This is a genomic window from Streptomyces sp. NBC_00252, assembly GCF_036187565.1.
In the GTDB taxonomy this organism is placed as follows: Bacteria; Actinomycetota; Actinomycetes; order Streptomycetales; family Streptomycetaceae; genus Streptomyces.
This window is the reverse complement of the sequence record NZ_CP108087.1, coordinates 4,475,865-4,498,083: the sequence shown is the minus strand read 5'-3', so window position 1 is coordinate 4,498,083 and position 22,219 is coordinate 4,475,865. Positions and strand designations below refer to the sequence as shown.

Annotated in this window: 16 protein-coding genes; 11 read left to right on the top strand and 5 right to left on the bottom strand. The window is 69.2% G+C overall.

Translation table 11 applies throughout. The annotated features are described in order from the left end of the window. Window positions 1-45 precede the first annotated feature (45 nt). The 3 genes from OHT77_RS19445 to OHT77_RS19435 all read right to left on the bottom strand — a co-directional run bounded on the left by OHT77_RS19445 (window position 46) and on the right by OHT77_RS19435 (window position 5,991). Window positions 46-3,231, bottom strand: a complete 3,186-nt coding sequence (locus OHT77_RS19445; RefSeq protein ID WP_328829782.1) for an NACHT domain-containing protein — start codon at window positions 3,229-3,231, stop codon at window positions 46-48. Between the two features lie 188 nt (window positions 3,232-3,419). Next, window positions 3,420-3,767, bottom strand: a complete 348-nt coding sequence (locus OHT77_RS19440; RefSeq protein ID WP_328829781.1) for a trypco2 family protein — start codon at window positions 3,765-3,767, stop codon at window positions 3,420-3,422. A gap of 481 nt (window positions 3,768-4,248) precedes the next feature. Next, the gene (locus OHT77_RS19435) at window positions 4,249-5,991 is read right to left on the bottom strand and encodes a dolichyl-phosphate-mannose--protein mannosyltransferase (RefSeq protein ID WP_328829780.1); all 1,743 of its coding nucleotides are present in this window, start codon (window positions 5,989-5,991) and stop codon (window positions 4,249-4,251) included. 62 nt (window positions 5,992-6,053) lie between these two features. On the opposite strand from OHT77_RS19435, the gene rsmI reads away from it, so the two are divergent. From rsmI to OHT77_RS19380, 11 genes are all read left to right on the top strand, one after another. Next, window positions 6,054-6,914 (top strand): 16S rRNA (cytidine(1402)-2'-O)-methyltransferase, encoded by an 861-nt coding sequence (gene rsmI / locus OHT77_RS19430; protein ID WP_328829779.1) that lies wholly within the window; start codon window positions 6,054-6,056, stop codon window positions 6,912-6,914. 282 nt (window positions 6,915-7,196) lie between these two features. Further along, entirely contained in the window at window positions 7,197-7,646 is a 450-nt protein-coding gene (locus OHT77_RS19425; protein WP_328829778.1) for a hypothetical protein, read from the top strand. Between the two features lie 47 nt (window positions 7,647-7,693). Continuing rightward, window positions 7,694-8,608, top strand: coding sequence for a TatD family hydrolase (locus tag OHT77_RS19420; protein ID WP_328829776.1), 915 nt, complete (start codon window positions 7,694-7,696; stop codon window positions 8,606-8,608). A 143-nt stretch (window positions 8,609-8,751) separates the two neighbouring features. Further along, entirely contained in the window at window positions 8,752-10,053 is a 1,302-nt protein-coding gene (locus OHT77_RS19415) for a ubiquitin-like domain-containing protein (protein ID WP_328829775.1), read from the top strand. 126 nt (window positions 10,054-10,179) lie between these two features. Further along, window positions 10,180-11,130: a 16S rRNA (adenine(1518)-N(6)/adenine(1519)-N(6))-dimethyltransferase RsmA gene (gene rsmA / locus OHT77_RS19410; protein ID WP_328829774.1), complete on the top strand. Its 951-nt coding sequence runs from the start codon at window positions 10,180-10,182 to the stop codon at window positions 11,128-11,130. 132 nt (window positions 11,131-11,262) lie between these two features. Next, a complete protein-coding gene (locus OHT77_RS19405) occupies window positions 11,263-12,171 on the top strand; it encodes a 4-(cytidine 5'-diphospho)-2-C-methyl-D-erythritol kinase (protein WP_328829772.1) in 909 nt (302 codons plus the stop codon). A gap of 187 nt (window positions 12,172-12,358) precedes the next feature. Beyond that, complete coding sequence (locus OHT77_RS19400; protein ID WP_328829771.1) at window positions 12,359-14,161, top strand: ABC-F family ATP-binding cassette domain-containing protein; 1,803 nt, start codon at window positions 12,359-12,361, stop codon at window positions 14,159-14,161. Between the two features lie 199 nt (window positions 14,162-14,360). Continuing rightward, window positions 14,361-16,109, top strand: a complete 1,749-nt coding sequence (locus OHT77_RS19395; RefSeq protein ID WP_328829770.1) for an outer membrane protein assembly factor BamB family protein — start codon at window positions 14,361-14,363, stop codon at window positions 16,107-16,109. Between the two features lie 46 nt (window positions 16,110-16,155). Further along, window positions 16,156-17,982 carry an outer membrane protein assembly factor BamB family protein gene (locus tag OHT77_RS19390; RefSeq protein ID WP_328829768.1) on the top strand — a complete coding sequence of 609 codons (1,827 nt, stop codon included), beginning with the start codon at window positions 16,156-16,158 and terminating at the stop codon, window positions 17,980-17,982. 257 nt (window positions 17,983-18,239) lie between these two features. After that, window positions 18,240-18,932: a helix-turn-helix transcriptional regulator gene (locus OHT77_RS19385; RefSeq protein WP_328829767.1), complete on the top strand. Its 693-nt coding sequence runs from the start codon at window positions 18,240-18,242 to the stop codon at window positions 18,930-18,932. An 11-nt stretch (window positions 18,933-18,943) separates the two neighbouring features. Then, window positions 18,944-19,984 (top strand): hypothetical protein, encoded by a 1,041-nt coding sequence (locus tag OHT77_RS19380; protein ID WP_328829766.1) that lies wholly within the window; start codon window positions 18,944-18,946, stop codon window positions 19,982-19,984. 105 nt (window positions 19,985-20,089) lie between these two features. Here the strand turns inward: OHT77_RS19380 and OHT77_RS19375 are convergent, their stop codons facing one another. Both OHT77_RS19375 and OHT77_RS19370 read right to left on the bottom strand, forming a co-directional pair. Next, window positions 20,090-20,443 (bottom strand): hypothetical protein, encoded by a 354-nt coding sequence (locus OHT77_RS19375; protein WP_328829765.1) that lies wholly within the window; start codon window positions 20,441-20,443, stop codon window positions 20,090-20,092. A gap of 23 nt (window positions 20,444-20,466) precedes the next feature. Continuing rightward, window positions 20,467-22,146, bottom strand: coding sequence for a sodium:solute symporter family protein (locus tag OHT77_RS19370; RefSeq protein WP_328829764.1), 1,680 nt, complete (start codon window positions 22,144-22,146; stop codon window positions 20,467-20,469). Between the last annotated feature and the right edge of the window lie 73 nt (window positions 22,147-22,219).

Below are 22,219 nucleotides of genomic sequence, written 5' to 3'. Positions count from 1 at the left end.
AAGCTGGCCATGCCTTGCCTGCGTCTAGGCTCGGCAGAGATGCCTTCACAGCGGCGTTTTGACGTTATCCGTCGTGCGCTGGACCAACGAGGCGCCTGCTGAGTGCGCTCTCGCTAGATCTATCTTCAGGCGGTCCCCGAAAAGGTCGGCACCGATGATCGGAACCTCTCGCGGCGTCCTGACTCGCATTCTGAGGTCCTTCATGTCGGCCAATGGCGTCAGGTCGAGTGGATCGCCAATGGGGTTGCGCGTGCTCAGGTTGAGTCGCAGATTCTGGAGGGCGGGAAAAATTCCTACGATCTGCCCGAGACCGGAGGGATCATCCACTCTGGCTAGGGTCAGCGTGGAGACTCGGGGAAGGGATGGTACGAGAACCAGATCCGAAATCCGACGTAGTTCGATGTGCAACTCTGTGAGGTCCGGCAGCTCTTGTGCGAGATGCAAAGCGGCGAAGATGTTGACGGGCCCGGCGAGACGCAAACTCTGCAAACTGTGCCACTCGGGCAAAGATTCGAGTGGCACGGGATGAGCAACAATTAGTGAGAGTTGCTTGATGCCGGGATGTGCGCGGGGCAATGTATCCCGGTAAGAAGAGGGGAGTGGTTCCAGGTCGAGCCGCTCCAAAGTCTCAATGCTGCGGATAGCGTCCAGCGCATCTGGGGGGATGTGCTCGACGCTCAACTTAAGGGAGCGCAACGGCAGTGCAGCAAGAGCCGACAGATCCGTGACACCGGGGCAATTCGTGACCTGGAGGTCACGGAGGCCATGCTGTCCAGCCAGGAAATCGAAGTCCTCAACTGACGGATTACGCATCAGGGTCAGATCGTGGACTTTACCTTCGGGCAAGTCCTTGGCCATCGCTGCGGGCGGCAAAAGGCCACGCAATGTCACCTCTCCGAGTGTGCCGAGCTCGCGGAGCTGCGCCAGCTTCTCGAGACTGTCGATGGTCAACTGCACACCCGTGAGCGATACCTGAGAAAGTACCTCTTGAGCGTATTGCCGAATAGGGAAATGCGTCCAACTCATGGTCAGGCGGCGCCGCACGATGTATTCCATGCGCGTCGTGAAGCATTGCAGGATCTCCATGGCTTCACGGCCCGCTACACCAGCCGCGGTTTGCACCACCCAAACGGCCTCAAGCGGACTGAGGCCGTCCGGCCTCGGCAGTAGTGGCAGGACATCCGGTCCCAGCGACGCGAGCCGGTTGGCTTCTTCGGGACTCGTGGGCGGCATGATGCGCCCCAGGCGTTCCTCGACCTCGTCCATGTCTTCAAAGTAGGCCGATTCGAAGGCGCAATGCGCCGCCAGCACGTACAGATCGACCTGATTCTCGCGGTCATTCGCAGAGTCGCCCTGACCGATCAGGTCCTCCACGATCCTTTGTGACTGCCTACGGTCACAGTGCCCGGCCACGAGCCGGATCACGTCCTGCCATTCTTCCTCGCCCGCATGGCGCAGCATTTCGTTCAGAGAGCCGCTCTCAAGGAATTCCTTGGCCGCCAGATAGTCCTGGAACGTGCGGTGGATGAACTGGATCGCATCCTGGCTGCGTTCCTGGAGCAGACCGCTGCGATTAAGAAGGTGGATCAGCAGCTGCTTCGGCGTGGCGCTCTTGCGAACCCGGGCCATGCCTTTAAGTGCGAGGCTGATCTGTTCGAACGCTTCCTCGTGTGATAACTGGGTCTGGCCGCCGCGCACTAGCCAGACCGCTATGCGCTGCAGCAATTGCTGCTGATTCTCGACGCTGAGTGTGATGCCTTCGGCGGCACCTATCTGCCGCTGCTTGTCCCGGCTGCCCAAAAGCATGGCCAGCGCGGAGCGGTAGAGAGCCCAACGGTTGTCCGGCAGCAGTCCCCGATTGCGGTGATGCAGGGCACAGATCACGGCGCAGAGCAGAGGCGTCCGAGCAAGGTCTCGCAGCGCGGGATTCCTGGCGAGCTGCCGGTTCAGATCCAGCTCCAGCCCAGCCAGTTCGTCACGATCGCCCACGGCTGCGCGGTGCCACGCAGCCACGAATGTCTGGATGTCAGGGTCACGCATTGGCAGTAACCGCAGCTCGTCGAAGCCTTCTTCGGTGAGCCAGCTCTCCTCGACGGCGAGGGGGCGAACCGTTGCCATGCAGCGCGTCTCCGGAAACCGGTGCAGGAACTCGGAGAGCCAACTGGCCGCGGCCTTGCGGTCCTCACGCGGTACTTCGTCCAGCCCGTCGATCAACAGCAGCCCGCGGCCGGATTCCAGAACCCGACGTGCCCAGCCCTCCGGCGGGTTGTCGACCTGGAGTTCGGCGGCGAGGGGAAGTTCGGCCGGTTTTGGGAAGGCGCGGCCCTGGGCGCGGAGGTTACGCAGGGGAACGACGAACGGCACCAGGTGGTTGAGGTCGGCGAGTTCGGGGCCCAACGTGCCCACGCTCGAGTGCGCCGCAAGCCACCAGACCAGCGTGGTCTTGCCCGCGCCAGCCTCGCCGCGGAGCAGGATGCGGGGCCGGTCCGCGAGCAGGTCGTTGACGCGTTGAGGGCCAGGCCCTGGCTGACGCTGTTTCACCCGGACGGAGGTTTCGGCCTCCAACGTCAGATATGCGGTCTCCAGGTCCCAGGTGGATTCATTGCGCCCGAGCTCCTCCAGACCGAAGATCTCCGTCTTCCGGTAGCGAGCGCTCACAGCGTTCGCGTAGTCCGGCTCGTAGCGCAGGTCTTGGCGTTGGAAATCAGTGACGCGTTCGCAGCGGAATGAGGCACACATGCGGCGGAACTGGTCGGAGAACCGCTGATCCGCCATCAGGCGTGCCATAGCGACCGCCATGACGCGCTGGTGGTTGCGTTCTTTCGGTATCTCTGTGACCAGGCCCAGTAGCACGGGCCCGGCGAAAAGCGGGGACCCAGACAAGCCAGCCAGGGGCGAGGTGCCGTCACCACGCTCGGTGGCGGCAGGTAGATCCAGCGCGCAGGTCAGATCACCACGGACCCGCCCTGCCATCGGCAGCACAGTGCCAGTGTAATGATCCAAGTCGAGCCGACGCTCGGCACCGTATCGCTGCACGTCCGGAAAACCGACGATCTCACAGTGAGGCAGGGGCGAGTCGGTGGCTAGTTCACCGAGCCGGATGCTGCCGAGGACTGCCATCTGGTCGGCGCTCAAGACGTACTGCTCAGCGCGCAAGAGCGCCGCGTCGAGCTCGGTGCTGTACCAGACCACCTCGCAAAGAACGAGATCGGCGCTGCGCGGGTGGGCCACTGATGGAGCCTGGCTTTGGGGCTGGCCAGCAAGCAGCTGACCACTGCTCAATAGGTGTGCACTGGTCAGGACCAGGTCTGGGGCGAGTAGAACGCCGGTGCCCTGGCTTTGGCCGAGCACGGCTACCACACGCTCGGCGGGGTGGGTAGCCGTGGCTGTGTGGGCCCCAGCTCTCAGGGCGGATGCCGTCACCGAGACCCGAATCCGGCGACGCTGCCCTGGTTCTCATTGCCCACCTTCCAGCGTTCTCCGGTGCGGTTGTCCTTGGGTTTGAGCGTGAACGCCACCTTGTGGGTTCTGGCTGTTGTCCGCGTCGCGTCGGCTCCGGCCTCCAGGACCCAGGCCTTGACCTTGCCGCCACCTTTGAGTTCTTTGCGCAGCTCTACGGTGAATTCCATCTGAATGTCACCCAGTTCAAAGGTCAGATCCTGCCCCTCGGCCTGCTCGGCCGCGGCGATCAACCCGTCCCGTATAGCCTGCACGGCCTTGTCTAGTTCGACGGCATGTTCCGTGCCTTCATGAATCTCGTCGTTCATGCGGTCCCCCGGTTGCTTGTCATGCCTGCTGTCTGATGTGGGATCAGCAGCGTAGCGGCGTAGAGCCGGCTCTGCCGGGGCTTCGCGTCTCCTCTCCACCAGCATCGACAGCCGGCCCTCGGTACCTACCGCATCAACAAGCGTCTTGAATCTCTGAACTAGTGTTACGAGGCTGACCGCTTGAAGGACGACGTGGGTGCAAGGCGTCGCCGTGGGCTTGCGCACTCGGACTACGTATGGCTGCTTTGAGTTCGACGTGGAGGAGCACGCAAGTCCTGATTCCTCAGATGTCCCCCGAAGGGTTTGCGACTGACCGTGTTACCAGGCCAGGCGGCAAGGGGACGTTCCACTGTAAATCTGCCGGGGCCCAGGGCCGGGCCGTCCTCGGGCCGCCCGAGGGTGGCCCACGACAACCGCCAACGACCAACAACGACCACGGGGGCGCGGCTGATAGCCGCGCCCCCGTGGTGTGTCTGCCCAGCTAGACCCAGGTGTCCAGCCACATCCGCGACCGCCACTGGTCGATGGGAATCGCCGTCCCCGTGTACAGCGGCCAGAAGTAGATGAAGTTCCAGGTGACCAAGAGGACGAGGACGCCCGCGCCGACCGCGCCCGTCACTCGGCGGGTGTCGCTGGAGCCCGGTGGGCCGATGACCGCGCCGATCAGCATCGCTACCGCCAGGCAGAGGAACGGGAGGAAGACGATGGAGTAGAAGAAGAAGATCGTGCGGTCCTGGTACATGAACCAGGGGAGGTAGCCGGCCGCCACGCCGCAGGCGATCGCGCCGGCGCGCCAGTCGCGGCGGAAGGCCCAGCGCCAGAGGACGTAGAGGAGGGCGAAGCAGGCGGCCCACCAGAGGAGGGGGGTGCCGATGGCGAGGACCTCGCGGGCGCACTTCTCGCCCGCGCCGGCCGGGCAGCCGGCCGAGCCGGGGGACGGGGACTCGTAGAAGTAGGAGACCGGGCGGCCGTCGACCAGCCAGCTCCAGGGGTTGGACATGTACGTGTGCGGCGAGTGCAGGCCGACGTTGAACTCGTAGACCTCGTGCTCGTAGTGCCACAGGCTGCGGACCCAGTCCGGCATGAAGTGGCTCCAGAAGCCGCCCTTGCCGTCGGTGGCGGCCCAGTTGCGGAAGTAGCCGCCGGTGCCGTTCGCGGGGGAGAGGATCCAGCCGAGCCAGGAGAGGACGTAGACCGAGATCGCCACGGGGGCGGTCGAGAGGAAGGCCAGGCCCACGTCGTGCTTGAGGACCGCCGCGTACGGCTTGCTCGCGCCCGCCACCTTGCGGGAGCCGACGTCCCAGAGGACGGCCATCACCACGAAGGCGGCGGCGTAGAACATGCCGTTCCACTTGGTGGCCATCGCGAGGCCGAGCGTCAGGCCCGCCATCCACCGCCAGGGGCGCCAGCCGAGGGAGAGGGTGTCGGCGATGTGGGCGTCCGGGCGGACCCGGCCGTCGGAATCGACCGGCAGCGCCGCCGCGAGTCTCGCGCGGGCCCGGTCCCGGTCCAGCAGCAGGCAGCCGAACGCGGCCACCACGAAGAACATCAGGACGCCGTCGAGCAGCGAGGTGCGGGCCATCACGAAGGCCAGGCCGTCGAGCGACATCATGACGCCGGCCACGCAGCCCAGGAACGTCGAGCGGAACAGGCGGCGGCCGATGCGGCACAGCAACAGGATCGCGAGGGTGCCCAGCAGCGCCGTCATGAAGCGCCAGCCGAAGGGGTTGAAGCCGAAGATCAGCTCGCCGAGGCCGATGACGTACTTGCCGACCGGCGGGTGCACGACGTAGGCCGCGTCGGTCGGGATCGGGACATGGCCGTTGTGCTGGAGGATCAGGTCGTTGGCGTTCTTGTCCCAGTTGACCTCGAAGCCGCGGTGGACCAGCGCCCACGCGTCCTTCGCGTAGTACGTCTCGTCGAATATCACCGCCTTGGGGCTGCCCAGGTGGTAGAAGCGCATCGCGCCCGCCAGCAGCGTGACCAGCAGCGGGCCGCCCCAGCCGGACCAGCGGTTGATGCGGTCGACGAGGGCGGGCGAGAAGCCGAGCGCCGCCCACAGCCGCGGACTGGGCTCGGCGTACGGCGGCACCAGCCGGTCCCGTACGTCGCTTCTGGGCCCCGCCGAATATCCGAATCGGCGCAGCCGCTGCTGCCACGACGGCCGCTGCTCGTGCGGGGCCTGCCCTTGCCGGGTGTCCGTGGAGGACGCGGTACTGGTCACCGCGCCATCGTAGGGAACAGGTCTGTGTGAGTCCCGCCTCTCTCCCCTGAGAGGATGGAAACGTGACAGTTGCTCCCGGAACTCTGGTCCTTGCCGGCACCCCCATCGGCGACATCGCGGACGCCCCGCCGCGCCTCGCCGAGGAGCTGGCCGGGGCCGACGTGGTCGCCGCCGAGGACACCCGGCGGCTGCGGCGGCTGACCCAGGCGCTCGGCGTGCAGCCCAAGGGGCGGGTCGTGTCGTACTTCGAGGGCAACGAGGCCGCCCGGACACCGGAGTTGGTCGAGGCGCTCCTCGACGGCTCGCGCGTGCTCCTGGTGACCGACGCGGGGATGCCGTCGGTGTCCGACCCCGGGTACCGGCTCGTCGCCGCCGCCGTGGAGCGGGACATCAAGGTGACCGCGGTACCGGGGCCGTCCGCCGTGCTCACCGCGCTCGCGCTGTCGGGGCTGCCGGTGGACCGGTTCTGCTTCGAGGGGTTCCTGCCGCGCAAGGCGGGCGAGCGGCTGTCGCGGCTGCGGGAGGTCGCCGGTGAGCGGCGCACCCTCGTCTACTTCGAGGCACCGCACCGGCTCGACGACACCCTCGCCGCGATGGCCGAGGTCTTCGGCGCCGAGCGGCGGGCCGCCGTCTGCCGCGAGCTGACGAAGACGTACGAGGAGATCAAGCGCGGCCCGGTCGGCGAGCTGGCCGAGTGGGCGGCGGAAGGGGTCCGCGGGGAGATCACGGTCGTCGTCGAGGGCGCTCCCGAGAAGACCGAGGAACTCGACGCGGACGAGCTGGTCCGGCGGGTCCGGGTGCGTGAGGAGGCGGGGGAGCGGCGCAAAGAAGCGATCGCTGCCGTGGCCGTCGAGGCTGGCCTTCCCAAGCGGGCGGTGTTCGATGCCGTGGTGGCGGCGAAGAGTGCGCAAAAACCCGTCTGACCTGCGGGAAAGGTTCCTCTGAGCGGGGCGCTGTTCCTATGAGCGCGCGCCCCATGGCGGGGCAAAGCACCGTCCGCGAATGCAAAAGCCGGGCCGCCTTGCCGGGGTGATTCGACAAGGAAAGTCCAAATCGCCTCCAACAGTCGACAGGACTGATGCGTTCGCCCTGCCGGAGGCGTCCACTGGATGAAGGGACACACCCGTCCCTCGCCTCCAACGGGATTCCGGGGGGAATCCCCTCGCCGGAGGTATTTGTCCAGCGGAAAGCAAGCAGGAGCTGGCATGAGTGAGATCGCAGGGCAGACCGGCCTTCGTGGCGGTGCCACCGCCGTGGTCAACGAGTCGTACTCCTTCGCCTGCATGCGGTGCGGGCACGGCTGGGAGCAGTCGTACGAGATAGAGCACCACGTCGACACCGACGGCCACCAGTTCGTGATGTACGTGGCGGAGGGCCAGGTCGTGCCGTCGCCCCTGAGCCGCCCCGCGTGCGTCAACTGCGACGGGCACGTCGTGCGCATCATGCGCGCGGGCCAGGTCTCGTCGGTGCGCGAGGCCGCGCAGCGGCAGTACGCGCCGCCGCGGCCCCGCCCGGCGGTGGCAGCCGCGGACGCGGACGCGGACACCACGGCCCCGGAGGACGGCGACGCCGCCGTGACCCCGCTGCCGGAGCCCAAGGACCACCACTGGCACCTGTCCGACCTGCTGCACCCCTTCCACCGCAAGGCGAGCTGACCGGCTCCGGCGACCGGGCGGGCATGCCCCTTTCGTAGGATCGGGGCATGCCTTCCTCCAGCGACAGCGACAGCGCCGGCGACCGCGCACGCGGCAGCGAGAAGAACGCGGCGCCGCCGCTCCCGGAGCCCCTCCGGGTGCCCGTCGCCGACTCCCACACCCACCTCGACATGCAGTCCGGCACGGTGGACGCGGCGCTCGCCAAGGCCGCCTCGGTCGGCGTGACGACGGTCGTCCAGGTCGGCTGCGACCTCAAGGGCTCCCGCTGGGCCGCCGACACGGCCGCCCGCCACGACTCCGTCCACGCGACGGTCGCCCTGCACCCGAACGAAGCCCCGCGCATCGTCCATGGCGACCCCGACGGCTGGTCCCGGCAGGGCGCGCGCGTCCCCGGCGGCGACGGCGCCCTCGAAGAGGCCCTCGCCGAGATCGACCGCCTCGCGGGACTCCCGCAGGTCAAGGGCGTCGGCGAGACCGGCCTCGACTACTTCCGCACGGGCCCCGAGGGCAAGGCGGCCCAGGAGAAGTCCTTCCGCGCCCACATCGAGATCGCCAAGCGGCACGGCAAGGCCCTGGTCATCCACGACCGCGACGCCCACGCCGACGTCCTGCGCGTCCTCAAGGAGGAAGGCGCCCCCGAGCGCACGGTCTTCCACTGCTACTCCGGCGACGCCGAGATGGCCGAACTCTGCGCCCGCGCCGGGTACTTCATGTCCTTCGCCGGCACGGTCACCTTCAAGAACGCCCAGAACCTGCGGGACGCGCTCGCGGTCGCCCCGCTCGAACTGGTCCTGGTCGAGACGGACGCCCCCTTCCTCACCCCGGCCCCGTACCGCGGACGGCCCAACGCCCCCTACCTCGTTCCGGTCACGGTCCGCGCGATGGCCGCCGTACGGGGCATCGACGAGGACGCGCTGGCGACGGCACTCGCCGCCAACACGGCCCGGGCGTTCGCCTATTGAGCCCTCGCGGCCCCACCGAACGCATCCCGGGGATGTCATCGAACACAACTCTGGGTAGCCGTGCCGCTTTGGAGAGTGACGGTCGCTCCGCTAGGTTCTGTTGGCCCGATCCGGACCCCCGTGGCCTTCTGGAGCGTGTCGGCGTGAGCAACTACGAGACCTACGAGACGTACGACCGCGGTGTGCGCGCGGACACGTACACCGACGGCCCGACCGCGGTGTACGAGGACACGTACCGGCCCGCCTACGAGGCGTACGAGCCCGTGTTCCCCCGCCAGGCGGGCACCGCGGAGCCGGAGAGCGAACCGGCGGCGCGGCACGGGCGGCGCCGAAGAGCCGACCGCCCGGACACCGGTTCCGCGATGCGCAGGCTGGTCCCGCAGGCCCTGGTCGTCGCCTTCCTCGCCGGCGGCACCACCGCGTTCGTCGCCAAGGACAAGGCGATCGAGCTGAACGTCGACGGCAAGCCGCGCACCCTGCACACCTTCGCCGACGACGTCACCGAACTCCTCGCCCAGGAGGGCGTCGACGTGGGCGCCCACGACGTGGTCGCCCCCGGCCGCGGCGCGCCCCTCACCAGTGGCGACGAGGTCGCGGTCCGCTACGGCCGCCCCGTGCGGCTCACCGTCGACGGCCAACGCCGCGAGGTGTGGACCACGGCCCGCACGGTCGACGCGGCCCTCGAAGAACTCGGTGTCCGGGCCGAGGGCGCCTACGTCTCCACCTCGCGCTCCCAGCCCATCGGCCGCGCCGGACTCGCCCTCGACGTCCGCACCGAACGCACCGTCACGATCATGGCCGACGGCCGCGCCCGCACGATCCGCACCAACGCGGCGACGGTGGGCCGCGCGGTCCAGGAGGCCGGCATCGGCCTGCACGGCGAGGACACCACCTCCGTCCCGGCCGACAGCTTCCCCCGCGACGGCCAGACCGTCACCGTCCTCCGGGTCACCGGCACCAAGGAGATCCGCGAGGAGGCCATCCCCTTCAAGGTCGAGCGCAAGGACGACCCCACCCTGTTCAAGGGCACGGAGGTCGTGGAACGCGCCGGCCGCCCGGGCCTCCGCCGCGTCACCTACGCCCTCCGCACGGTCAACGGCGTCAAAGAGAAACCCCGCCGCATCGACGACCAACTGGTCCGCGAGCCCCATCCCCAACTGGTCAAGGTCGGCACCAAGCCGATGCCCACCTCCGTCCAGGGCGCCGACCAACTCAACTGGCACGGCCTCGCCACCTGTGAGTCCGGCGGCCGCCCCGGCGCGGTCGATCCCTCAGGCACCTACGGCGGCCTCTACCAGTTCGACACCCACACCTGGCACAGCCTGGGCGGCAGCGGCCGCCCGCAGGACGCGAGCGCGGAGGAACAGACCCTCAGGGCAAAGAGGCTCTACGTACGCCGAGGCTCAAGCCCCTGGCCACACTGCGGAACGAGACTCCACGGCTGATCAGGGGGTATGGGGGGCTCGCCCCCCCATAGGGGCGCGGGGCTGTTTCCCTGTGCGGCTCCGCCGCGTGGGTGCGCCAAGCCACGGCGGCGCGGCAGACAAAATCGGCCCCGTAACCTAGGAGACGTGAGCACCGACCCCCTCCCCGACGCACTCCTCGGCCCCGCCGAAATTCGCGAACTCGCCGCCGCCCTGAACGTCCGCCCCACAAAGCAGCGCGGCCAGAACTTCGTGATCGACGCGAACACGGTCCGCCGCATCGTCCGCACCGCGGACGTCCGCCCCGACGACGTGGTCGTAGAGGTAGGCCCCGGCCTGGGCTCACTCACCCTCGCCCTGCTGGAGGTGGCCGACCGCGTCACCGCCGTGGAGATCGACGACACCCTCGCGAGCGCCCTCCCGGCGACGGTGGCCGCGCGGATGCCGACCCGGGCGGACCGTTTCGCGCTGGTGCACTCGGACGCCATGCAGGTCACGGAGCTGCCGGGCCCCGCCCCGACCGCCCTGGTCGCGAACCTGCCGTACAACGTGGCCGTACCGGTCCTGCTGCACATGCTGGAGCACTTCCCGAGCATCGAGCGCACGCTGGTGATGGTCCAGGCGGAGGTGGCCGACCGGCTCGCCGCGGCGCCCGGTTCGAAGGTGTACGGCGTCCCGTCCGTGAAGGCGAACTGGTACGCGGAGGTCAAGCGGGCCGGTTCCATCGGCCGCACCGTCTTCTGGCCCGCGCCGAACGTCGACAGCGGCCTCGTCGCGCTCACCCGCAGGACGGAGCCGCTGAAGACCACCGCCGACCGCCGCGAGGTGTTCGCCGTGGTCGACGCGGCCTTCGCGCAGCGCCGCAAGACCCTGCGGGCGGCGCTCGCGGGCTGGGCGGGATCGGCGGCGGCGGCCGAGGCGGCGCTCGTGGCGGCCGGGGTCTCGCCGCAGGCGCGGGGCGAGTCGCTGACGGTGGAGGAGTTCGCGCGCATCGCGGAGAACAAGGTGGCTGCCGAGGGCGCAGGACAGGGCACGCAGGCACCGAAGGCACCAGCCGTACGGTCCTACGACACCCCGCACGAGGAGCCCGGCCGCTGAGCGCGACCGCCCCCGCCACCCCAACTGCCCCCGCCGCGTCGAGGATCAAGGTCCCGCACGAGGAACCCGGTAAGTGACCGTCCCCGTCCCGGTCCGCGCGCAGCCCACCGTCCACCACAAGGAGCCCGGTAAGTGAGCGTCACCGTCCGCGTCCCCGCCAAGGTCAACGTCCAGCTCGCGGTGGGTGCCGCGCGCCCCGACGGGTTCCACGACCTGGCCAACGTCTTCCTCGCCGTCGGTCTTCACGACGAGGTCACCGTGACCCCCGCCGAGGAACTCCGCATCACCTGCACGGGCCCGGACGCCGCCCAAGTCCCCCTGGACGGCACGAACTTGGCGGCGCGGGCGGCTGTGGCACTCGCCGAGCGGTACGGACACGACCCCGCCGTGCACATCCACATCGCCAAGGACATCCCCGTCGCCGGGGGCATGGCGGGCGGCAGCGCGGACGGGGCGGGCGCGCTGGTGGCGTGCGACGCGCTGTGGGGCACCGGTGCCTCGCGGGCCGAACTGCTCGACATCTGCGCGGAGTTGGGCAGCGACGTGCCGTTCAGTCTGGTGGGCGGGGCGGCGCTCGGCATCGGGCGGGGCGAGAAGCTGACCGTCCTGGAGACCGGCGGCACCTTCCACTGGGTGTTCGCGATGGCCGCGCGGGGGCTGTCGACCCCGGCGGTGTTCCGGGAGTTCGACCGGCTGGGCGAGGGCACCGACATCCCCGAGCCCGTCGCCTCGCAGCCCCTCCTCGACGCCCTCGCGAAGGGCGACCCGGACGCGCTCGCCGCCGCCGTCTCCAACGACCTTCAGCCCGCCGCCCTTTCGCTCTTCCCGGAACTGGCCGACACCCTCGCCGCGGGCCGCTCCGCGGGCGCCCTCGCCGCGCTGGTCTCCGGCTCGGGCCCGACGACGGCGTTCCTCGTCCGCGACCCCGGTTCGGCGACGAAGGTCGCGGAGGCGCTGACGGCCTCCGGAACCTGCCGGACGGTCCGCACGGCGACTGCTCCGGCGGCGGGGGCGACCGTACTCGACCGCCCTTCGGCCTGACGCCGGCGCTGCGGCGGGGTCCCGTCAGGGGCGCGGGGCTGTGTCGATGCGCGGCTCCGCCGCGGGGGCGCGACCAGCCGCGAAGCAGCCGCGGACGACCGACAGCACCCGCCTGACCTGCACGGACAGTCAGCCCCTCGCCGCGCATTACCCTGGGAGGCTGACCGTCCCCCCTGTCAGGAGAGAAATGGCCGTCAACCTGGTCAATGTCGAGAACGTCAGCAAGGTGTACGGCACCCGTGCCCTGCTCGACGGCGTCTCGCTCGGTGTCTCCGAAGGGGACCGGATCGGGGTCGTGGGCCGCAACGGAGACGGCAAGACCACCCTGATCCGGATGCTCGCCAAGCTGGAGGAGTCCGACACCGGCCGCGTCACCCACTCCGGAGGACTCCGCCTGGGCGTCCTCACCCAGCACGACTCCCTGGACCCCGAGGCGACCGTCCGCCACGAGGTCATCCGGGACATGGCCGACCACGAGTGGGCGGGCAACGCCAAGATCCGCGACGTACTGACCGGACTCTTCGGCGGGCTCGACATGCCGGGCTTCCCGCAGGGACTCGACACCGTCATCGGCCCGCTCTCCGGTGGCGAGCGCCGCCGTATCGCGCTCGCGAAGCTGCTCATCGAGGACCAGGACCTGGTCGTCCTGGACGAGCCCACGAACCACCTGGACGTCGAGGGCATCTCCTGGCTCGCCCGGCATCTGCGCGAGCGGCGTTCCGCGCTCGTCTGCGTGACCCACGACCGCTGGTTCCTCGACCAGGTCTGCACCCGCATGTGGGACGTGCAGAAGGGCGACGTCTACGAGTACGAGGGCGGCTACTCGGACTACGTCTTCGCCCGCGCCGAGCGCGAGCGGATCGCCGCCACCGAGGAGACCAAGCGGCAGAACCTGGTCCGCAAGGAGCTGGCCTGGCTGCGCCGGGGCGCCCCGGCCCGTACGTCCAAGCCGCGCTTCCGCGTCGAGGCCGCCAACGAGCTGATCGCGGACGTGCCGCCGCCGCGCGACACCAGCGAGCTGATGAAGTTCGCCTCGTCGCGCCTGGGCCGTACGGTCTTCGACCTGGAGGACGTGACCGTCCAGGCCGGGCCCAAAGTCCTGCTGAAGCACATCACCTGGCACCTCGGCCCCGGCGACCGCGTCGGCCTGGTCGGGGTCAACGGCGCCGGCAAGACCTCCCTGCTGCGTGCCCTCGCCGAGGCCGCCCGCAGCGACGGAGAGACGCAGCCCGCGGCCGGCAGGGTCGTCGTGGGAAAGACGGTGAAGCTCGCCTACCTCTCGCAGGAGGTGGCCGAACTCAAGCCCACGCTGCGGGTGTTGGAGGCTGTGCAGCAGGTGCGGGAGCGGGTCGATCTCGGCAAGGGGCGGGAGATGACCGCCGGGCAGCTGTGCGAGACGTTCGGCTTCAACAAGGAGAAGCAGTGGACGCCGGTCGGGGACCTGTCCGGCGGTGAGCGGCGCAGGCTCCAGCTGCTGCGGCTGCTGATGGACGAGCCCAACGTCCTCTTCCTCGACGAGCCCACGAACGACCTCGACATCGAGACCCTGACCCAGCTGGAGGACGTCCTCGACGGCTGGCCGGGCTCGATGATCGTGATCTCGCACGACCGGTTCTTCGTCGAGCGCACCACCGACAAGGTGTTCGCGCTGCTGGGTGACGCGACCCTGCGGATGCTGCCGCGCGGGATCGACGAGTACCTGGAGCGCCGCCACCGCATGGAGGAGGCCGCCGCCGCTGCCGCCCCCGTGGTGGAGAAGGCCGCGCCCGCGGTGAGCGCCGCCGACCAGCGGGCCGCGAAGAAGGAACTCCAGAAGATCGAGCGGCAGTTGGACAAGGTCTCCGAGAAGGAGGCCAAGCTGCACGCCCAGATCGCCGACAACGCCACGGACTTCGCGAAGGTGGCCGAACTGGACGCGCAGCTGCGGGACTTGAGCGGTGAGCGGGACGAGCTGGAGCTGCGGTGGCTGGAACTCGCCGAGGACGCGTGAAGGGTGCGTGAAGGCGCATAACGGGGGCGTCACGGGCCGGTCCTCCCTTGGGAACAGGGGGGAACCGGCCCGTTCCTCATGGACAGCTCAGTGATAGAAAGAGCCGACTGAGAACTGTCGAACACCGTCTGAATACGACTCCGGGCCCTCGCAAGCCTCGGGGCGTGGCTAAAAATCAGTGAACGAGGGGGAACCGCTGATGACTCAGCCGCCCGAACAGCCGCCGTCCGGCGGTTACGGAGCGCCGCCGAACCAGCCGCCACAGCCACCGTCCGGCGGCTTCGGCGCCCCGGTCCCGCCCCAGCCCGGCTACGGCTATCCGCAACAGCAACAACCCGGTCCCTACGGCTATCCGCAACAGCCGCAGCAGCAGCCGGGGCCGTACGGCCAGCCGCAGCCGCAGCCCGGTCCGTACGGTCAGCCGCAGCAGCCGGGGCCGTACGGTCAGCAGCCCGGTTACGGCTACCCGCCGCCGCAGTTCACCCCGCCGCCACCTCCGGGCGGCGGCTCCCGCAACCCCTTCAAGGGGCGCCCGGCGCTGGTGATCGCGGCCGCGGTGGCGGGGCTGCTGGTGGTCGGCGGCACGGTGTGGGCGGCCACCAGCGGTGGCGGCGACGACAAGAAGCCGGTCGCCCAGAAGAGCGACAGCCCGACGCCCTCCGGCGACAGCGCCAGCGACGACCCGGTCAACCCCGGTGACGGCAGCGGCGACGGCGGCAGCGACTCCGAGGACCTCAACGCGGGCCGCAAGTCCGGCGAGGCGAAGGTGCTCTGGTACAAGGAGGCGCCGGACGCGCCCGGTTCCGGCGCCGACGCCCCCGGCATGTGGATCACCGGCAGGACCGCGGTGAAGGCGGCGTACAAGGAACTCGTCGCCTACGACGTGAGCAACGGCAAGCCGACCTGGCCCACGGTCACCTTCCCGCAGAAGATCTGCGCGGTCACCCCGGCGAAGTCGGCCGACGGCAAGATCGTCGTGGCGTACGAGAGCGGTGTCAGCGACAACGCCAAGTGCAACCAGCTCCAGCAGATCGACCTCGGCACCGGCGCGAAGGGCTGGTCGGGGACCGTCCCGGACGGCGGTCTCTTCGACAGCGCGATCAGCGTCGGGCTGTCCATCTCCGGCAGGACGCTGATGGTGGGCCGCTCGGAGTCGGGGATCGCCTACGACGTGGACACCGGCAAGAAGCTCTTCGAGAAGAAGAAGTACGGCGCGGCCTGCTTCCCGTCCGCGTTCGCGGGCGGCACGAAGCTGATCTCGGTGGCGTCCTGCGGCGCGAGCACCTCGAACGAGCACGACGAGGTGCAGGAGCTGGACCCGGCGACCGGCAAGGCCAAGTGGACCAAGTCGATCCCCAAGGGGTGGTCGGTCTCCCGCACGTACTCGGTGGACCCGGTCGTCCTCTACATGACCGACTCGGACCACAAGCACTGGAACATCTCGACGCTGAAGGCCGACGGTTCGGTCCGCTCGCAGGTCGACTCCAAGGCCGCGTTCGCGCCGACGTGCAGTTCGTCGTTCCTCGACAGCGACCTCCAGGGCTGCCAGGGCGTCGCGGTCGCCGCGGACACCCTGTACCTGCCGACGGAAGCGACGACCGGCGCCAACCAGATCGTGGCGATCAACCTGGCCACCGGCAAGGAGAAGTGGCGCGTCAAGTCGCCCGCGGCCGTGTCGATGGTCCCGGTCAAGGTCCAGGGCGGCAAGCTCATCGCCTACGTCGAGGCGTCGTACGACGGGGGCGGCCAGATCGTGTCCCTCCCCACGGCGGGCTCCTCGCACCCGACGACGAAGCTGCTGCAGATGCCCGCGGGCACCGCGCGGATCGAGTCGAGCTTCTTCTCCCGGGACATCGACTACGTCGACGGACGCTTCTACATCTCGTCGACCCGGCTGAACGGCAATGACGACACGAAGGAGAAGTTGATGCTCGCGTACGGCAAGTGAGACCCCGACTTCTCCCCGTCCCGCCGTCCTCCCCGAGGTACTCGTCATGACCACGCCCCCGCCGCCCCCGCCGAACGAACCCCCCAAGGGCGGCTTCGGCCCACCCCAGGACCAGCCCCCGCAGCAGCCGCCCCAGACCCCGCCGGGCTACGGCTACCCGCAGGCTCCCCCGCCCCAGCAGCCGCCGGTCTACGGCTATCCCCAGCAGCCCCAGCAGCAGCCTCCGCAGCCGCCCCAGGGACCCCCGCAGGCCCCGCCGCCGGGCTACGGCTACCCGGGCCAGCAGCCGAACCCGTACGCGCAGCAGCCGCAGCCGCCGTACGGTCAGCAGCCCAACCCCTACGGCCAGCAGCCGGGTTACGGCTATCCCGGGCAGCCGGCGACCATGCCGCTGCACCCGCAGCCGGGCCAACCGGGCGGCGGCGGGCGGAAGTTCGGGGCGCCCGCGGTGATCATCACCGCCGCGGTCGTCGCGATCGCGCTCATCGTCGGCGGCGGGATCTGGTACGCGTCCTCGTCCGGCAAGAAGGACGACGACACGAAGAAGACCGCCAGCTCCAGCGGCACCACCGGCGGCACGAACGACAAGGGCGGCACCACGTCCGGCGGCAAGGAGAAGGTGCCCGCCGACGCCGCGTCCAAGGTCCTCTTCGAGGTCCCCATGCCCAAGGTCGCCGACACCATGGTGACCTCCGGCTCCTGGCTCACCGACAAGGTGTACGCCAAGACCGGCAGCGCCGAGGTCGTCGGCTACAACCGCGACACCGGCGCCAAGCAGTGGACGATCAAACTGCCCGGCCCGGTCTGCCAGGCCACGAAGCACACCACCACCGACGGCAAGACGGCGATCCTCTACGAGCCCGCCATGCCGACCAAGGACAAGCCCTCGCACGGCTGCAGCCAGATCGCCGCGATCGACCTCAACGCGGGCACCAAGCTGTGGACGAAGACCGCCAACTCCGGTGACCAGCCGATCAGTTTCGAGAACGTCACCGTCAGCGCGAACACCGTCGCCGTGGGCAGCACCGACGGCGGCGCCGCCTTCGACATCTCCACCGGCAAGGTCCTGTGGAGCCCGAAGGTCGCCGACTGCTACGACGCCGGATACGGCGGCGGCGCGAAGCTGGTCGCGGTGCGCCGGTGCGGGACGTACGACTCGCCGATCCTGCACATCCAGACCATCGACCCGGTCTCCGGGAAGGTGATCTCCGACTACAAGATGGCCCAGGGCATCGAGTACGCGAGCATCGTGTCGACCGACCCGCTGGTCGTCGCGGCCGACGTCGGCGACAGCGCGGGCGACGGCAGCGGCATTTCGGACTTCTTCTCCATCGACAACAAGACCGGCGCGCTGCGCTCGCACATCTCGGCGCCGGGCAAGCAGTACGCGGCCCGCTGCGACGGCATCACCCGGGTCGAGTACTGCACCGAACTGGCCGTGGGCAACGACCGGTTGTACATCCCCACCGAGGACCACGACGGGTCCGGCGACTCCTACAGCCAGACCAACGAGATCGTCGCCTTCGACCTCGCCAGCGGCAAGCAGACCGGCCAGCGCGCCGACGCGGGCGACGGCTACACCATCACCCCGCTGCGCATGGACGGCACCAACGTCATCGCGTACAAGTCCCCGCCCTACAACAAGGGCGGCCAGATCGTCAGCATCGACGGCACCTCCTTCAAGGAGACCAAGCTGCTGGAGAACCCCAGCGCGGAGAAGACACGGGAGGCGGAGACCACCTTCCTGCCGGACTACGCGGAGATCCTCTACGCGGAGGGCCACCTCTACATGTCGGCGGTCTACGCGGACAAGGCCTCGACGTCCTCGACGGGCGACAAGGACCTGGCGATCGCGTTCGGCACCACCGGCTGACCCGACCGCGTCCACGACCCCGGCCCCGCCCCTGCTCAGGGACGGGGCCGGGGTCGTACCGCTCAACAGCCCCGAATGCGAGGAATGCGAAAAAGTCAGTCGATCCGGGGCACTTCTCTCCAGTAGGGGCAGCGCAACGTCGAACAAGCGTGTAGCTTCCGGGGGCATGAAGGACGGGGGTGCTGGGGGCCCTCTGTTCGTGGGGACCGGTGGGCATCCATAGTGGGCATCCATTGGGGGGACTGGGGGGTTGCTCGATGGGAGTGCGGCTGATGGTGGTCGACGACCACCGATTGCTCGCCGAGGCACTGGCCTCGGCACTGAAGCTGCGGGGACACCGGGTGCTGGCGGCGGCCGCACCGGCGGCTGGGGCGGCGGAGTTGGTGATCACCCGCGCCCCCGAGGTGTGCCTGCTCGGCACGGCGACACCGGCCGAACCGGGCATCTTCGACCCGGTGCTGAAAATCAAACGGGAACGCCCGCAGGTGGCCGTCCTGGTCCTGGGCCCGGTCCCGAGCCCCCGGGGAATCGCGGCGGCCTTCGCGGCCGGCGCCTCGGGCTACGTCCGCCACGACGAACGCATCGAGGGCGTGGAACGGGCCATCATGAAAGCCAGGGCGGGCGAGGCGGCGGTAGCCCCCCAACTGCTCCAGGGCGCCTTCAGCGAACTCCTCAACCCAGCCGCCCAACCAGACGACGAGGGCCAACGCCTCCTCCAAATGCTCACCCCAAGGGAGGTGGAAGTCCTGGTCAGAGTCGCAGACGGCGAGGACACCCGCCTCATCGCAGCGGGCATGGGCATCGCCCCATCGACAGCCCGGACCCACGTCCAGAGGGTGCTGATGAAACTGGGGGTGGGTTCGAGGCTGGAGGCGGCAGCACTGGCAGCGAGGACAGGACTGCTGGACAGGGCGGGCCCACTGAGCAACTCGGCGGGGTCGGACGCCTAGGGGCAGGGGACGTGAGCCACTGGCGGACCGATCCGACGTTCGCGATGTGCCGGGAGCTGGCGGACGGGGCCGAGTTGTCCTCGTTCGCGGGCGGGCCGTTCGACGTGCGGGCGGTGGTGGCCGGCATCCGGCCGGAGGCCAAGGACGGATTCCTGCTCGGTGAGATTCCCTGGGAACGCTTCCCGCAGGGGGACCAGGTCAGGGAGGCAGTCCACCTGCTGCACACCGGCGACTCGTCCGGTCGCACCGGAACGGGTGTGGTGGTCGGTATGTGCGCCAACGACATGCGGGCCGCCGCCGTGCTCGCCGTACCGTTCCTGATCCGGATCGCCGCCGACACCCGTCACGCCCGCCGTGCCGACGCGCTGGCCGAGGTCCCCTGCCCGGCGCGCGCCCGCCATTTCGGCGTCGCCTCCCGTGACCAACTGCTGCTGCATCGCGGTGACATCCGGCACGATGCGCTCTCCGACGACTACGACGACTACGGCATTGAGGTGACCGGCTACCCGGCGGGCTGGTCGGTCGCCGCGGCTCGGTCCGCGATCAGCGCCGGCACCGCCCTTCTGCAACCCCTGCTCGACGACCCGGACCCCGTGATCCGAGTCCGCACCGCCTACGCCTTGGCGGTCGCCGACGACACAGACGGCAAGATCCGCGCCGCCTTCGGCATTCGGCTCGCCACTGAGCAGGACCCGCTGGTCCGGGCCGCCCTGATCCTCGCCACCGCCGAAGCCACCCGCGCCCACCCCAACGCGCAGACCACCACGTGGATGAGAGAGCGCTGGCGGGACCGGACGGAGATGCCCGAGGCCCGACTGGCCGCAGCGATCGGCTGGCTCTGCCTCACCGACGAACCCGCCCCCACCGACCTGCGCACCCTCACCGACACCCTCACCACCGACGCCCGCGCCCACACCATGGACACCCTGCCCTGGCTGTCGGCAGCCGCCGGCTCCAACGAAACAGGCCTACAACGCTGCGTCCGAGAATCCCTCCACCCCGAACAACCGGGCCCAGGGACCTGTGACGACCCCTGGACCCCAGGCAACTGACCAACACGGCCAGCCCAATTACCCCAAGGGGCGCGGGGCTGTGACATGTGCGGCTCCGTCGCGCGGGCGCGATCAGCCACAGTTCACCCGCGCCCGGCGCGCGGCCTAAACCCCCTCTTTCTCCTCCGTGGGCTCGATCTCCACCGGAGGTACGGGGCGGAGCTTCAGCCAGCCCAGGAAGAAGATGCCGAGGAGCAGCATCGCGATGCCGGTCCAGAGGTTGATGTTGACGCCCTCGGCCTTGTCCAGCGTGGACTGGGACGGGCTGATGCCGGCGATCGTGACGATGATGCCGTAGACGACGAACAGGCCGCCGATGATCAGCCGGAGGTCGAAGAGGCGGGACGCCGTCGTGGACTTGGTCTCCAGGTCGGTGACTTCGCGGTGGACGTCGTGTTCGGAGCGCCCGGAGTGGTCGGGGGTTCCGGGGTTTCCGGGGTGTCCGGAGTTTTCAGACATGGGGTTTCTCTATCCTTCCGCGGCTAGAACGAGAACGGGATGTAGCAGACGGCGGCCAGGATGACCGCGCCCCAGCCGAGGAGGGCGGGCCGGCGGTACCACGCGTCGTCGCCCGCGGCCGGTGCCTCGGTCATGCCGGGGCTGGTCGTGCCGTAGACCAGGCCCTGGAGCTGTTCGGCCGGCTTGGGCTGGGTGAAGAGGGAGACGGCGAACATGACCACCGCGCCGGCGACGAAGCCGGCGATCGCGGAGACGAAGTTGGCGCCCTGGTCGGAGGGGATGGAGATGATCCCCTGCTTGTAGATCCAGAAGTAGTTCACCATCGCGGTGACCGTGCCCGCGAGCAGGCCCCAGAAGCCGGACTTCGGGGTGGCCTTCTTCCAGAACATGCCGACGATGAAGACGACGAACATCGGCACGTTGAAGAAGGAGAACAGCGTCTGGAGGTAGCTCATGATGTTGGAGAAGGACGAGGCCAGGAAGGCCGTGCCCACCGACGCCGCCACGCCGATCACCGTGATCAGGCGGCCGAAGCGGACGTAGTACTCGTCCTCGCGGTCCTTCACCACGTACTTGGCCCAGATGTCGTTGGTGAACACGGTGTTGAAGGACGACACGTTGGCCGCCATGCCCGCCATGAAGGCCGCGAGGAGTCCGGTCACCGCGATACCGAGGACGCCGTTGGGCAGCAACTCCTGCATCAGGTACGGAATCGCGTCGTTGTACTGGAGGTCCGAGCCGCTGGTGCCGATCTTCGGGACGAGCGCCGCGGCGACCAGGCCCGGGATCATCACGAGGAACACGATGAAGACCTTCGGGTACGCGGCGATCAGCGGGGTGCGCTGGGCCGCGGACAGGTTCTTCGCGGACAGCGCGCGCTGGACCTCGGCGAAGTTGGTCGTCCAGTAGCCGAAGGACAGCACGAAGCCGAGGCCGAGCACGATGGTCAGCCAGTTCGCGCCCAGCGGGTTCACGCTGCCGATGCCCGTGCCGCCCCACGCGGTGGTGAAGTTGTGGCCGTGGGCCGCGTCGAGCTTGTGGGTCAGCCCGTCCCAGCCGCCGACCTTCTTCAGGCCGAGGAAGGAGATCGGGATCAGCGCCGCGAGGATGACGAAGAACTGGAGCACTTCGTTGTAGATCGCCGACGACAGTCCGCCGAGGGTGATGTACGCGAGGACGAAGGCGCCGGCGACCACGATCGCCACCCACTGAGGCCACCCCAGCAGCGCCTCGACGACGATCGCGAGGGCGTAGAGGTTCACGCCCGCGATCAGGATGGCGGCGAAGGCGAACAGGATCGAACTCAGCAGGTGTGCCGCCTTGTCGAAGCGCAGCAGCAGGAACTCGGGGACCGAGCGCACTTTCGAGCCGTAGTAGAAGGGCATCATCACCAGGCCGAGGAAGACCATGGCGGGGATGGCGCCGATCCAGTACCAGTGGACGGTGTAGGCGCCGTACTGGGCGCTGTTGGCGGCCATGCCGAGGATCTCGGTCGCGGCCAGGTTGGCCGAGATGAAGGCGAGACCGGTGATCCAGGCGGGCAGGGAGCGCCCGGAGAGGAAGAAGTCGAGGCTCGTCTTCACCGATCTGCGGGCGGCCAGGCCGATGCCGAGGACGACCACGAAGTAGATCGCCAGGATCGCGTAGTCCAGCCCGTTGGTGGGGAGTCGCAGCTCGGCGGCGAGAGAGGTGGGGTTCTGCATCAAGCGCTCACCTTGGTAGGGGTTGGCAGGTGGTCTTACGGGTTTCCTTGATCGGTGCGGTTGATGTACTCAG

Excerpts from the sequence above, each read along its gene's own strand:
- OHT77_RS19400 (WP_328829771.1), top strand. The coding sequence starts at position 12,359 with ATGGCCGTCAACCTGGTCAATGTCGAGAACGTCAGCAAGGTGTACGGC.
- OHT77_RS19425 (WP_328829778.1), top strand. The coding sequence starts at position 7,197 with ATGAGTGAGATCGCAGGGCAGACCGGCCTTCGTGGCGGTGCCACCGCC.
- OHT77_RS19375 (WP_328829765.1), bottom strand. The coding sequence starts at position 20,443 with ATGTCTGAAAACTCCGGACACCCCGGAAACCCCGGAACCCCCGACCAC.
- OHT77_RS19440 (WP_328829781.1), bottom strand. The coding sequence starts at position 3,767 with ATGAACGACGAGATTCATGAAGGCACGGAACATGCCGTCGAACTAGAC.
- OHT77_RS19385 (WP_328829767.1), top strand. The coding sequence starts at position 18,240 with ATGGGAGTGCGGCTGATGGTGGTCGACGACCACCGATTGCTCGCCGAG.
- OHT77_RS19395 (WP_328829770.1), top strand. The coding sequence starts at position 14,361 with ATGACTCAGCCGCCCGAACAGCCGCCGTCCGGCGGTTACGGAGCGCCG.
- OHT77_RS19390 (WP_328829768.1), top strand. The coding sequence starts at position 16,156 with ATGACCACGCCCCCGCCGCCCCCGCCGAACGAACCCCCCAAGGGCGGC.
- OHT77_RS19420 (WP_328829776.1), top strand. The coding sequence starts at position 7,694 with ATGCCTTCCTCCAGCGACAGCGACAGCGCCGGCGACCGCGCACGCGGC.
- OHT77_RS19370 (WP_328829764.1), bottom strand. The coding sequence starts at position 22,146 with ATGCAGAACCCCACCTCTCTCGCCGCCGAGCTGCGACTCCCCACCAAC.